The organism is Veillonella sp. Ser01 (assembly GCF_053850375.1).
The window spans coordinates 275,275-288,171 of sequence record NZ_JBSPUA010000003.1; the positions used below are offsets into that span (position 1 = coordinate 275,275).

9 protein-coding genes and 1 tRNA gene are annotated in these 12,897 nt (G+C 39.2%); 7 read left to right on the plus strand and 3 right to left on the minus strand.

The window, feature by feature from the left end:
* The first annotated feature begins 107 nt into the window (after window positions 1–107).
* From ACWTVK_RS07585 to mmuM, 3 genes are all read left to right on the plus strand, one after another.
* Entirely contained in the window at window positions 108–2,045 is a 1,938-nt protein-coding gene (locus tag ACWTVK_RS07585; protein ID WP_119208625.1) for an OPT family oligopeptide transporter, read from the plus strand.
* Window positions 2,046–2,371: 326 nt separating this feature from the next.
* Window positions 2,372–3,157: a basic amino acid ABC transporter substrate-binding protein gene (locus ACWTVK_RS07590; RefSeq protein ID WP_308522329.1), complete on the plus strand. Its 786-nt coding sequence runs from the start codon at window positions 2,372–2,374 to the stop codon at window positions 3,155–3,157.
* Between the two features lie 87 nt (window positions 3,158–3,244).
* On the plus strand, window positions 3,245–4,258 hold the full coding sequence (mmuM, locus tag ACWTVK_RS07595) for a homocysteine S-methyltransferase (RefSeq protein ID WP_456046462.1): 1,014 nt from the start codon (window positions 3,245–3,247) through the stop codon (window positions 4,256–4,258).
* Window positions 4,259–4,451: 193 nt separating this feature from the next.
* On the opposite strand, the gene ACWTVK_RS07600 is transcribed toward mmuM, so the two are convergent.
* The 3 genes from ACWTVK_RS07600 to ACWTVK_RS07610 form a co-directional block, all read right to left on the minus strand.
* Window positions 4,452–4,542 (minus strand) — tRNA-Ser (locus ACWTVK_RS07600).
* 147 nt (window positions 4,543–4,689) lie between these two features.
* Entirely contained in the window at window positions 4,690–5,925 is a 1,236-nt protein-coding gene (locus ACWTVK_RS07605) for an FprA family A-type flavoprotein (RefSeq protein ID WP_456046463.1), read from the minus strand.
* Window positions 5,926–6,087: 162 nt separating this feature from the next.
* The gene (locus ACWTVK_RS07610; RefSeq protein WP_456046464.1) at window positions 6,088–9,828 is read right to left on the minus strand and encodes a phosphoribosylformylglycinamidine synthase; all 3,741 of its coding nucleotides are present in this window, start codon (window positions 9,826–9,828) and stop codon (window positions 6,088–6,090) included.
* Between the two features lie 268 nt (window positions 9,829–10,096).
* Between ACWTVK_RS07610 and ACWTVK_RS07615 the strand changes: the two genes are divergently transcribed.
* The 4 genes from ACWTVK_RS07615 (at window position 10,097) to ACWTVK_RS07630 (ending at window position 12,750) form a co-directional block, all read left to right on the plus strand.
* A complete protein-coding gene (locus ACWTVK_RS07615; RefSeq protein ID WP_024064082.1) occupies window positions 10,097–11,002 on the plus strand; it encodes a LysR family transcriptional regulator in 906 nt (301 codons plus the stop codon).
* 247 nt (window positions 11,003–11,249) lie between these two features.
* Entirely contained in the window at window positions 11,250–11,825 is a 576-nt protein-coding gene (locus ACWTVK_RS07620) for a xanthine phosphoribosyltransferase (protein ID WP_105085269.1), read from the plus strand.
* Between the two features lie 26 nt (window positions 11,826–11,851).
* On the plus strand, window positions 11,852–12,298 hold the full coding sequence (locus ACWTVK_RS07625; RefSeq protein ID WP_024064651.1) for a hypothetical protein: 447 nt from the start codon (window positions 11,852–11,854) through the stop codon (window positions 12,296–12,298).
* A gap of 11 nt (window positions 12,299–12,309) precedes the next feature.
* Window positions 12,310–12,750 carry a hypothetical protein gene (locus ACWTVK_RS07630; RefSeq protein ID WP_105094718.1) on the plus strand — a complete coding sequence of 147 codons (441 nt, stop codon included), beginning with the start codon at window positions 12,310–12,312 and terminating at the stop codon, window positions 12,748–12,750.
* Window positions 12,751–12,897: the final 147 nt, after the last annotated feature.

The following is a 12,897-nucleotide window of genomic DNA, read 5'->3' on the forward strand; positions in this document are numbered from 1 at the left end:
ATTTTATTCGCATAATGCATAGAAAACCATTGAACCATATATAGTGCCGTGTTAGTATAAAGGTGAATAGTTATACGTTTGTACATTTTCTGTGAGGAGGTTTTACCATGTCGGACGAAACTCGTTCTATTCCGCCCGTAGAACCCGTATTGGATCCTAAGAAGGATTACGTAGAGATTAACTCATATGTAGTATTCTGGGGCCTATTCTATGCGGCAATTTTCACACTGGCTGTAGGGTATTTATGTTTGAAAATTGGTCAAACAGTAGATGCCTTTGCTCCAGTATCTGTACTTGCTATGGGTACAGCAGTTATTTTGAAACGGCAAAATGCTTTTGCCGAAACGGTTCACATTCAGGCTATCGCTAGTTCTAGTACGAACACATTAGCTGGTGCCATGTTCTTCTTACCAGCTCTATACATTTGGAATGTTACAGATGTAACCTTTGTACAAATGGCGATTCCTATTATCCTTGGTGGCGTACTTGGTGTTCTATTATGCGTTATGTTCCGTCGCTACTTTGTTGAGGAAATGCACTATGTGTATCCGTTCCCAAGCGGTCGTGCTGCTGCTGAAGTGCTAATGAGTAATGAAGGTAGCAAAGCGAAACTCATGCTTGGTTCTGGTCTTATCGCTCTTGTATATGACTTTATTCTTAACAGCCTCGGCTGGTGGGAAGAGGTTATCCGTACTACCGCATTTAAGTGGGGCACTGCTTTGGCAGATCAAACTAAGTTAAATGCTGCTGTAGATACAGATGCTGCATTGCTTGGCCTTGGTTACTTTACAGGCTTACGGTATGCAGCTATTATCGCAGCTGGTTCCTTCTTCTCTTGGTTCGTATGTATTCCAATCGTATACTATTTAGCTCCGGAACACATCATGCAAATCAATGGGCATGCAGTTCCACTTGCAGAAGCTCCTATTCGTAAAGTATTCTTAGACTATGTTCGCCATATTGGTATCGGTATGCTTGCTATGGCAGGTATCATCGGATTGCTCAATATGTCTAAGGTAGTAGCTAGTGTTGTAAAAAATGCAGTACTTGATATTTTCAGTTCCAAAACCGTTGATGTTAACTTGCTTCGTACACAACGTGACGTTCCTACATCTTGGATTGGCGCTGGCATCTTATTATGTACAGTTCTATTTGCAGCATATTTCCACTTTATGTATGCTGAAAGCTTCTCCCAAACAATCGTAGCATTCTTAATCGTTCTAATTATGTCCTTCTTATTATCTGTAGTAGGTATCAGCTCCATTGCTTATACAGGTACAGAACCAGTATCTGGTATGACAATCTTCATGATTATCATCTCCGCTGTATGCTTAACAGCTGCAGGTATGACTGGTAAAGTAGGTATGATTGCAGTCCTCATGATGGCATCCTTCATCGGTACAACCATCGGTATGGCTGGTAACTTCATGTCTGAACTCAAAGTAGCGCACATGACAGGTGCTACACCTAAGAAAATGGAACAATGGCAAATCGTTGGTACCATTCTTTGTGCCGTACTTTCTGTAGGTGTTATGATCCTCTTGAACGATGCATATGGCTTCGTAGGAGACCATGCATTAAATGCTCCACAAGCTAATGCTATGGCTGCTATCATCGAACCTATGATGACTGGTGGTAGTGCTCAATGGCCTCTATACATGGCTGGTGCATTATTTGCCATCATCTTATGGATGGTAAAAGTTCCACCATTGGCATTTGCACTTGGTACGTACTTACCAATGGAAATCAACACACCATTACTTATCGGTGGTTTGATTGCATACTTCGTACAAAATAGTACAAAAGATAAAGAATTGGCAGATCTTCGCTTCTCCAAAGGTAGTACCATTGCATCTGGTCTCGTAGCTGGTGGTGCTATTGGCTCCTTATTCAGTGCCGTACTTCGTATTGCAGGTGTTGATGTATTCGCTCAAGACTGGGTTGAAACACCAGAAGCAACATACCTCAGTATCGTAATGTACTTGTTACTCTGTGTATTCTTGTACAAAGTAGCTATGTACGTAAAAGCTAAAAAAGCTAAATAAAGAATAAAAATATATCCTTAAGCATGTGAGCATATTGTTTGATTAAAAATTGTTAGGAATTCTCCACTCTGGGGATGACCGCCTTTACCGAGGTTTTGTTTAATTGGTAAAGGCGGTCTTTTTTTGATATAGCTAAAAACTATGTGAGTTTAAAACCTATTTATATGATTGGATTAATTGACCTCAACTATATCGAATGTTATCATAATACTATAATACCTTTAGAGGTATTATTTTTATTATGTCCATGTAATGTAAGTATAGATATAATAGTTGATTAAATAGAACTCCTGTTTCTAAGTAAACAGGGTTAAGTAGGGGCAATTATGAAATTTAAGAAAATCGCAGCTCTTTTAGGAGCTTTTACAATTGCTAGCAGCTTGTTTATCGCTGGTTGTGGCAATACAGGTACGAGTCAAAAGACATGGCGCGTCGGTACTGATGCGACCTATGCACCATTTGGATTTAAAGATAAAGATAGCGGTAAATTAGCTGGTTTTGATATTGATATTATCAATGCTATTGCAAAAGAAGAGGGCATTGAAGCGGATATTCAAAACTTGAACTTTGATGCACTGTTACCAGCATTACAAAGTAATACTATCGACATTGCTATTTCAGATATGACCATTTCTGAAGAACGAGCGAAATCTGTAGACTTCAGTAAACCATACTATATTGCAGGTAATGGTCTCGTTGTTAATATAGATAACACAAATATTAATAGCTTTAAGGATCTAGAAGGCAAGCGTATCGGCGTATCTATTGGTTCTACGGGTGCTGAGATTGCTAGCAAGATTCCAAATGCTGATGTACGCCAGTTCAATATCATCGTTGATGCCTTTTTAGAACTACAAAATAAAGGTGTCGATGTAGTTATTAATGATACGCCAGTAAACGAATATTATGTTAATGGGAAAGGTAAAGGTATCGCAAAAGTCACTGGAGAAGACTATGATGCGGCACCACTTGGTATTGCTGTGAAAAAAGGTAATACAGAGATCCTTGCTAAAATTAATGATGGTCTAGCTAAGATTAAAGCAAATGGCAAATATGCTGAGATTTATAAAAAATGGTTTGGTAAAGAGCCACCAGCAGAGGTATTAAAATAGTTTGTAGATAGTACCAAAATGTATTATCTGTTATAATACGTTTTGTAAACCTCGAATGGTATGAGGTAGTATAGAATAGGTGATATGATGGCTAAACGAAGAGCATTTTTAGATATAATTAAACAGAAGGGCGCCCTCGTTTTAGATGGTGGGTTAGGGTCAGAATTAGAACGTTATGGCTGTGATCTTCAACATAAGTTGTGGTCTGCCAAGGTTCTTATGGATCAACCGGATATCATCAAGAAAATACATATTTCCTACTTAGCGGCTGGTGCAGATATTATTCAAAGCTCTGGCTATCAAGCAACTGTAGCAGGCTTTAAAGGATTAGGGCTTGGTACGGAAGAGGCCATAGAACTCGTTAAATTATCTGTTCGTCTAGCAGTACAAGCTCGTAATGAGTTCGTGGAAGCCAAGGCAAGTGGGGCGCTTACACTTAGAGGCATTAAGCTAGGAGAAGAAACAGGAGACGGCGTTAAATATTTTTCCGAAGGTGCATTACCTAAACCATTAGTAGCAGCTTCTGTAGGCCCATACGGAGCTTTTTTAGCGGATGGCTCTGAGTACCGTGGTTATCCTGGCGTACAAACTGAGTATCTCGAGGTGTTCCATATTCCGCGCTTAGCCTTATTCTGTGAAGAAAATCCTGATATACTATCCTTTGAAACAATACCATCCTATGACGAAGCTATTGCTATTGCCCGGGCCATGTCTGATCCATATACATCAAGAGGGATTCCTGGATGGATTGCCTTCTCTTGTAAGGATGAGCATCATGTCTCTAGTGGAGAAACAATCATTAAATGCGCGGAAATGATCGATAAGGTTCGTCCTATAACTGGCCTTGGTATCAATTGTACTAAACCTGAATATGTAGAGTCTTTGGTTAAGGATGTTCGTACAGTTACTGATAAACCAATTGCGGTATATCCAAATCTTGGTGAAAGTTATGATAGTGAAACTAAGACTTGGTATGGTGACCCAGGATCCTTTGTTGATTATGTAGATTCATGGCGCGAGGCCGGTGCTAATATTATAGGTGGCTGCTGTAGAACGACACCTGAAATCATCGGTGATATTGCAAAGAAAATTCATAAATAACTAGTAAGTAAATAGAAAGGCTATTCCTTTAGATAGGAATAGCCTTTTTAGATTTTAGTAAAAGATTATTAGCTTGTGGTATGTGATATAGAAACGGAAATAGTAATGTAAATATAATAAAAGAGGTGATATATTAGTATTACCTCTTCTTTTGGAATAATAAAAAAGCAGTGCCTAAGCACTGCTTTTACTATGGCGGAGAGACAGGGATTTGAACCCTGGGTACGGGATAACCGCACACATGATTTCCAATCATGCTCCTTCAGCCGCTCGGACACCTCTCCATGTATTCTGTTGTGTAACAGGTACTTGTATAGTATATGAAAAAGTTAGATTTATGTCAAGCAAAAAATAGTGAAATAATTGAACTTTCATAAGACTTTTAAAGTATAAGAAAAAGCCGCCTTTTCAGGCGGCTTTTGGTGTTAGTATTATAATACTTCTTTGATTTCAGCTGCATCGATGGATGCTTTGATATCGTCTGCCATTTTTTCGATTTTTGGAAGATCTTCTGGTTTTAAAGAGGATTTGATATCAAGTGGTTCGGATACAATTTCAATGTCTTTGAAGTCATTTTCAAAGTGAGCAACCATTGTTTTCATTGCAGCAGATGCCCAAGAGTGGTTACCGATGATAGATACCTTATGGTTTTGGAAGTTAAGAGCTTTCAATTCATGAATGAAGTTTTCCATAGTAAGGTATAGGTTCAAATTGTATGTAGGTGCGATTGTTACCAAGTTAGTATATTTCCAAGCATCAGAGATGATGTAGGATGCATTAGTTTTGGAAACATCGTAGATTTTGATATCTGTAACACCACGTTTGGATAATTGTTTAGCTAATTGTTGTGCAATGTCACGAGTGTTACCATACATAGAACCGAAGGCGATAACAACACCTTTTTTCTCAGCTGTGTAGCTGGACCAGTGCAAGTATTTGTGCAAGATATAATCGATAGATTCAGGTGTACGCCAGATTGGACCATGAAGCGGAGCAATGCGTTTAATATCAAGACCAGAAACTTTGCGGATTGCATTTTGTACTTGAGGACCGTATTTACCAACGATGTTTGTATAGTAACGACGAGCTTCTTCTTCATATGTAGCAACGTAATCAGTTTGGTCTGCAAAGATGTTGCCGTTAACGGTACCGAATGTACCAAAAGCATCTGCGGAGAACAATGTACCAGTAGATTTTTCAAATGTACAAGTTACTTCTGGCCAGTGAACCATAGGCATAGTGTAGGAAACAAGAGTATGTTTACCTAAGCAAATTTCATCGCCTTCTTTAACTGTGTAGTATTGGTCAGGTTTTGGAGAATTGTAGAATTGTTCAAACATGCGGAATGTTGTAGCATTACCAACCATTTTACAGTTTGGATAGCGTTCCAATGTATCTAACAATGTTTGGCAATGATCTGGTTCCATATGGTTTACGATGATGTAATCAAGGTCGCGACCATTCAAAAGATGAGTCAAGTTGTCAAAGTATTCTTCGCGAATTTCAGCATCTACAGAGTCAACAACACAAGTTTTTTCATCATCGATGAAATAGCTATTATAGCTAACACCATTTGGAATAGGGAATAAGTTTTCAAAACGTTCTGTAGTCCAGTCATTACTACCAATCCAGTAGATATTATGGGTCATTTTCTGAGCACAATGCATAATAAAATCCTTTCTTAACTCACATTTGTTATGTATAGGTTTACACGAATTCTCATGTTCGTAAATATATCATCAACTTATAATACTAATATTTTCGAAAAAAATCAATATTGAAAAGCCTACCCCAAGGAGTAGGCTTTCACATGGAAGAATAGTCATAAATTATTTAAAGTATTTTACACCAGATGTAAAGATTGGCATTTCTAATTGGCCAGGAATATTTTTGCTAATACCAACACCACAGCGTTCGGAGTGTGCCATTTTACCAAATACGCGACCATCAGGACTATAAATACCTTCAATAGCAGCTACAGATTGGTTAGGGTTGAAGCGGCTATCCATGGATGCAATACCATCAAAGTCTACATATTGTGTAGCAATTTGACCAGTTTTATTGAATTCCAATACTTGTTGAGGGGATGCAATGAAGCGACCTTCACCGTGAGAGATCGGTACAGTGTAGATTTCTCCTGCTTTAGCATCACTCATCCAAGGGGATTTAGTAGAAATAACTTTTGTATTGACCATGCGAGACAAGTGACGGCCAATTGTATTATACGTCAATGTAGGGTGATCTGCCGTTAATGTTTCAATATGACCACCTGGCAACAAGCCTAATTTGATAAGAGCTTGGAAACCATTACAAATACCAAGAACTAGACCATCTTGTTTATACAAGAGATTTTCTAAGCCTTCTGCAAGGTATGGGTTGCGGAAGAGGGTAGCCATGAACTTACCAGAACCATCTGGTTCGTCACCAGCACTGAATCCACCTGGGAACATAAGAATTTGAGCTTCTACTAATTTAGCTTTGATTACGTCGATAGATTCTTTTAATTGTTCTGGTGTTTGGTTTCGAATTACTACAATATCTGTTTCGGCTCCAGCTCGTTCGAAGGCACGAGCCGCATCAAATTCGCAGTTTGTACCAGGGAATACGGGAATGAGAACTTTAGGCTTGGCACCTAAGGATGTACTGCGAGGTTTAGCGTGTTGATCATGGATGTACGCTACTGCTTCTCCAGATCCATTTGGAGCATGTATAGGGAAGATATCGTTGAGTGGAGCTTCATAAGTTGCTTGGATTTCCTTGAGTGATATGGATTGATCCGCCCATTCAATAACTGGATTTGCTTGTGTTACACCGATTACTTTTAAACCTGGTAACTCTAAGAGATAGTTAACAGCTTTAATGTCTACCTCTACGATAAATGCACCAAGAGCAGGTTGGAAAATACCTCGTTCAGCATATTTATCGAATTTAACACCGATGTTATTGCCAAGAGCCATTTTTGTGACTGCTTCAGGAATACCACCTTGGTCAACTACATAAGCGGAGTAAACACGACCTTTTTCAATTTGTTCTTGTAAGACATCACAGTTTTCTTTGAATCGATCCCAATCAGGAGTGTCATCGTACATGCGAGGTACATCGAAGAATACGAGGCGATGGTCTACGCCTTTAAGGTCTTGACTTACGATGTTATCTACATGGGCTGTACCAACCGCAAAGGATACGAGGGTAGGAGGAACTGTAAGGTCCATAAACGTACCGCTCATAGAATCTTTGCCACCAATAGCACCAATTTCAAGTTCTTTTTGAGCTTTATAGGCACCGAGAAGTGCAGCTACAGGTTTACCCCAGGATTCTTTTGAGTTAAGGCGTTCAAAGTACTCTTGTAATGTTAAATATGCGTCTTCACGGCGACCACCGAGAGCCACTAATTTAGCGACAGATAATAGTACTGCATATTGTGCGCCATGGTATGGGCTCCAGTCAGATAATTCTGGTACGAAGCCATGTGTCATGATACTAGCAGTGGTAGTTTCACCGTTTAGCACAGGTAACTTTGCTACCATGCCTTGAGTAGGCGTTTTTTGGAATTTGCCACCGAATGGCATGAGTACAGTATTTGCACCAACTGTGCTGTCAAAGCGTTCTGCTAAGCCTTGTTGGGAAGCAGCGTTTAAATCGGATACAGCTGCGAGCCATTTTTCTTTAAAGTTATCTGCACTAGAAGAACCACGTAAGAAGTAAGAACGATCCGTTGGAGCTTTTACAATAACCTCTTGTTGTTGGCTAGCGCCGTTTGTATTTAAGAAGTCGCGGCTAATGTCGACGATTGTTTCGCCATTCCAGTTCATGATGAGGCGATTTGTATCGGTCACATCTGCTACAACCGTACATTCTAAGTTTTCTTCATCGCAATAGGCTTTGAATGTATCTACATCAGAAGCGGAGATAACGCAGGCCATACGCTCTTGGGATTCAGAGATGGCCAATTCTGTACCATCAAGGCCAGCGTATTTTTTAGGCACCAAATCAAGATTGATAGTTACGCCATCTGTTAATTCGCCAATAGCAACGGATACACCGCCAGCGCCAAAGTCATTACAACGTTTGATGAGTGTAGTCACTTCACTGCGACGGAAGAGGCGTTGAATTTTACGTTCTGTAAGGGCGTTGCCTTTTTGTACCTCTGCACCACATGTGGAAAGAGATTCTACTGTGTGCTCTTTAGAGGAGCCAGTAGCACCACCACAGCCATCGCGACCAGTTTTGCCACCTAATAACACTACAACATCGCCAGCAACAGGCGTTTCACGGCGTACTTGATTGCGTGGAGCTGCACCGATAACAGCGCCAATTTCCATGCGTTTTGCTACGTAGCCAGGATGGTAATATTCTTTTACTTCCCCTGTAGCAAGACCGATTTGGTTGCCGTAAGAGGAATAGCCACGAGCTGCTTCTTGAGTGATTTTCTTTTGTGGTAATTTACCTTCTAATGTATCTTCCAGGCTCGTATGTGGATCGCCAGAGCCAGTGATGCGCATTGCTTGGTATACATAAGCGCGGCCGCTCAATGGATCGCGGATACAACCACCTAAGCATGTAGCCGCACCGCCGAATGGTTCGATTTCAGTAGGGTGGTTGTGAGTTTCATTTTTGAATAATAACAACCATTCTTCAGTCTTTCCGTCTACATCGACAGGAACGATGATAGTACATGCATTGATTTCATCGGATTCATCGAGATTTGTTAAACCACCAGCATGACGCAATTCTTTTACGGCTAGTGTAGCCATGTCCATGAGAGAACGCGCTTTTTTCTTAGTTGTATAGAGCTCAGCACGACCTTCCATGTATTCTTCGAGGGCTTCCTCAATAGGGCCTGTGAAACGATTAGCTTCGATAGAGATATCCGTTAACTCTGTCATAAATGTGGTATGGCGGCAGTGGTCGGACCAATATGTATCGAAGAGGCGAATTTCTGTAATCGTAGGATCTCGGTGTTCTACCTCTGCATATTGTTGTCTAATCATTTGCAGGTCCGCTAATGTCATAGCAAGACCATAATTTTTGATAAGTCCTTCTAACTCATCATCGCTCATTGTCGTGAAGCCATCGATAGTTGCCACTGGTTTTGGGTCCTCTAAATTGAGAGCCAAAGTGTTAGGTAATTCAAGGCTTGCTTCACGGGAATCAACGGGGTTAATATAGTATGCTTTGATGGCATTTTCTTGTTCTTTTGTGAAAGTACCTTCGATAGCGAATACACGGGCACAGCGAACAACATGGCCAGATGTAAGGGTTAGCATAGAAATACATTGGTCAGCACTATCGGCGCGCTGATCGTATTGACCTGGTACATATTCAACAGCGAATATGAAACCTTGTACAGCTGGAATTTCTTCTAATACTGTATCCACAGGAGGTTCGGAGAAAATTAAGTTTTTTGCAGCTTCTAAATCTTTGGCATCTAAATTTTCAATATCATATCGTTCATAAATGGTAACACCTGTAACAGGCATAGATAATTCCTGTTGTAAGGTGTGTAACATGCGTTGTGCTTCTTGGTTGAAAGATTCTCGTTTTGTTACGAATAATCGTTGTATAGCCATTGTAGCCTCCTGTAATGTATATAATTCCCTATGGGATATTGACAAATTAAGTATAGTCGGTCTAGACTTATAAGTAAAGATAATCTTACTTATGAAAAGATTAGAAATACTAATAAATATGAAAGGTTCATGAAGGTCATAGGACCTGGATTTCATGAAGATTTCTACATATTCATTATATATTGAGAGTATATAATTATAATATGGTAAATGATATGTATATTTAAAAGTAAGACGTTACTATTAGTATATAACAGAGGTGAATAAAATGGCAGTATCTGCAGATTTATATAGAACCTTTTTAGGGGTAGGCTTATATTTATCCTTTTCTCGTGCCGCAAAAGAATTAGGTGTGTCTCAATCCGCCATCAGTCAAAGCATTAAACAATTAGAAGGGGAGCTCAATATGCCTCTTTTCGTGCGTACTACAAAATCTGTAGGATTCACGCCGGAAGGTAAGGAATTGTTCGATACGGTAGCTAAAGCGTTCTCCATCCTTGATAATGGGGTGACTCAATTACAAGAACGTGTTAGCCAAGCTTATGAAAGTTTAAACCTTGCTGCTACAGATACATTATGTCGCCATTTCTTATTACCATATTTCCATAAATGGCAATTGCAAGAAAGTGAAATCGGATTGCATATCATTAATCGTCCATCCCCTGATTGCGTAGAGTTGGTACTCAATAAAGAGGCTCAGTTAGCGGTGGTTAATGATTATGAAGGCTTGCGTGATAATCCTCAATTAGAGGTCACTACATTGGCTACAATTCAAGATGTATTTGTTGGTGGCCCTGACTATAAAGGGGCAGGGTTCTTTGATCAAGGTCGTTTACTTAACGAGCCTATTTTATTATTACATAAGGGCTCTGCGAGCCGTACCTTCTTTGATGAAGTAACACATGGTGCATGCCGTAAACCTCGTTTTGAACTTGGTAGCGTCGATGTATTGCTCGATCTTGTAGAAATTAATATGGGCATTTCCATGTTGCCTAACCATGTAGTGCAACAAAAGATGCAAGAAGGCTCCATCGTGCGTATCGATACAGATATTCCTGTACCGACCCGTGATATTGTACTTGTCCGTTCTCGTTTGGTACCTCAATCTGAAGGGGCTGCGCGCTTCACATCCTTGCTTATTAATCGTGAAAGCACTCGTGATAAGGTCTTATAATTATAAGACACACTTTTTGAGAGATTTCAGAAAGTGTGTCTTTTTATATTTTAGACTAGTCTTATCTGTGCTATATTATATTGTTATAAACCTGTTGAATTTTATAATTCAGAGTTGAAAGTTTTTAAGTCTCTTTGATAGTTATTGTATTAGTCATATTGTTAAGGCTTTTACTTGATATAGGTTGACCCTAAGGGGTTATTTACGTTAAAATTTAAAGATAGTTATACTGCGGAGGTAAGAGCACATGGAATTATTAAAACAACGCATTCGTGAAGAGGGAATTGTCCTCAATAATCGCGTGCTAAAAGTCGATGGTTTTTTAAATCATCAAATCGATCCACAATTGTTTAAAGCAATTGGTAAAGAAATTGCTGATCGTTATCGTGATGCAGGGGTACAACGTATTGTTACTATTGAAGCATCTGGTATTGCATTGGCATTGATGGCTGCTCTTGAACTTGATGTGCCATTGGTATTTGCGCGTAAGAAAAAATCTATTCTTATGGTAGACGATGTATATCATAGTGTGGTGTACTCCTACACAAAAGAAGAAAACTACGATATTACTATTTCTAAAAAATTCTTGCCAGCTGGTGAAAAAGTGTTAATCATCGATGACTTCTTGGCATCTGGTGAGGCGGCTATGGGCCTTGCTAAATTGGTAGAAGACGCAGGTGATGAAGTGGTAGGTATGGCTATTGCTATCGAAAAATCATTCCAACCTGGTCGCGAACGCCTTGAACATGCAGGTTATCGTGTAGAGTCTTTAGTTCGTATTAAAGAATTTAAAGACAATGGTTGTGTATTTATCGAAGACTAATAGTCTGATTATTTGTAGAGGGAATTATGAATCAAAAAGCAGAAAAATTCGACTTACTCATCGCTGACCTAAACAAAGGTGGTAACTCTTGGTTTACAAAGGAAGAAATGACAGATGATCTTCATACAGTCGTTTATCACGGCCGTTTGGATGTTCATGAGCATAGCTTGCCTGTATTCATCGTTGTGGATGATTCTGCATTCTCCTATGCTCGTATAGCTATCACAACAACATCTATTGATGAAAAAGTGATTCCTGCAGTGTTAAAAGAACTTAACACATTGAATCAAGATTATAAAGTATCTAAATACTATGTAAGCAATGAAGACAATAACATCTATATGGATGTATCTGTTCCTGGTTTGACAGAACAGTTTGATCCTACAGTAGTAGTTAATTTATTGCTTGAAGTTGTTCAACCACACTTAGATGCTGTGCATAAAGGCATTCTTAAAGTAGCTGGTTTAGCTTAATAGAGGTTGTTATGAATCCTAAAGCGTTATTATTTGATAAGTTTTTAAAAGACGAAGAAATCACATCCTTTGAACGTAAGGATTTTGATGATGAAGACGGTACTGTTGTATACCGTTCTTACATTAAATCCCCGTTGTGGGATATGCCGTTATTTGTCATTCTTGATAACAGTATTTACAGTGTTATTCGTTTGGTGTTGGGCCCTGAAAAGGTAACTGCACAAAATATGAATGCCTTGAATGCTTTAATCAACCGTGATAATGCGACATACAAAAATTATAAACTATATATTGATGAACAAGACTCTAGTCTATATTTAGACTGCGTATATATGTGTGGTGATGATGCGTTTGAACCTGCATTGATGTACGCATTGATGTCTTCTATTGTAGATTATGTACCTGAAGCTGTAGGTGAGTTGAAAGCTGCTTTTGAAAGTGGTACTCACTAATCAATAACAAATATAGATTAATGGACATAATGTTCGGAAATTAAATAAAAGAGGGTATCCTATCTTTATAGGCTCTATAATAAATGTTGGGGTGACACCACTACGGTGTCACTTCCAACATTATTTTTTTGCAAAAAAATAAGCATA

Bases quoted from the DNA above. Each gene is read 5' to 3' on its own strand.
- ACWTVK_RS07630 (WP_105094718.1), top strand. From the start codon at position 12,310: ATGAATCCTAAAGCGTTATTATTTGATAAGTTTTTAAAAGACGAAGAA.
- ACWTVK_RS07590 (WP_308522329.1), top strand. From the start codon at position 2,372: ATGAAATTTAAGAAAATCGCAGCTCTTTTAGGAGCTTTTACAATTGCT.
- ACWTVK_RS07605 (WP_456046463.1), bottom strand. From the start codon at position 5,925: ATGCATTGTGCTCAGAAAATGACCCATAATATCTACTGGATTGGTAGT.
- ACWTVK_RS07585 (WP_119208625.1), top strand. From the start codon at position 108: ATGTCGGACGAAACTCGTTCTATTCCGCCCGTAGAACCCGTATTGGAT.
- ACWTVK_RS07625 (WP_024064651.1), top strand. From the start codon at position 11,852: ATGAATCAAAAAGCAGAAAAATTCGACTTACTCATCGCTGACCTAAAC.
- mmuM (WP_456046462.1), top strand. From the start codon at position 3,245: ATGGCTAAACGAAGAGCATTTTTAGATATAATTAAACAGAAGGGCGCC.
- ACWTVK_RS07615 (WP_024064082.1), top strand. From the start codon at position 10,097: ATGGCAGTATCTGCAGATTTATATAGAACCTTTTTAGGGGTAGGCTTA.
- ACWTVK_RS07620 (WP_105085269.1), top strand. From the start codon at position 11,250: ATGGAATTATTAAAACAACGCATTCGTGAAGAGGGAATTGTCCTCAAT.
- ACWTVK_RS07610 (WP_456046464.1), bottom strand. From the start codon at position 9,828: ATGGCTATACAACGATTATTCGTAACAAAACGAGAATCTTTCAACCAA.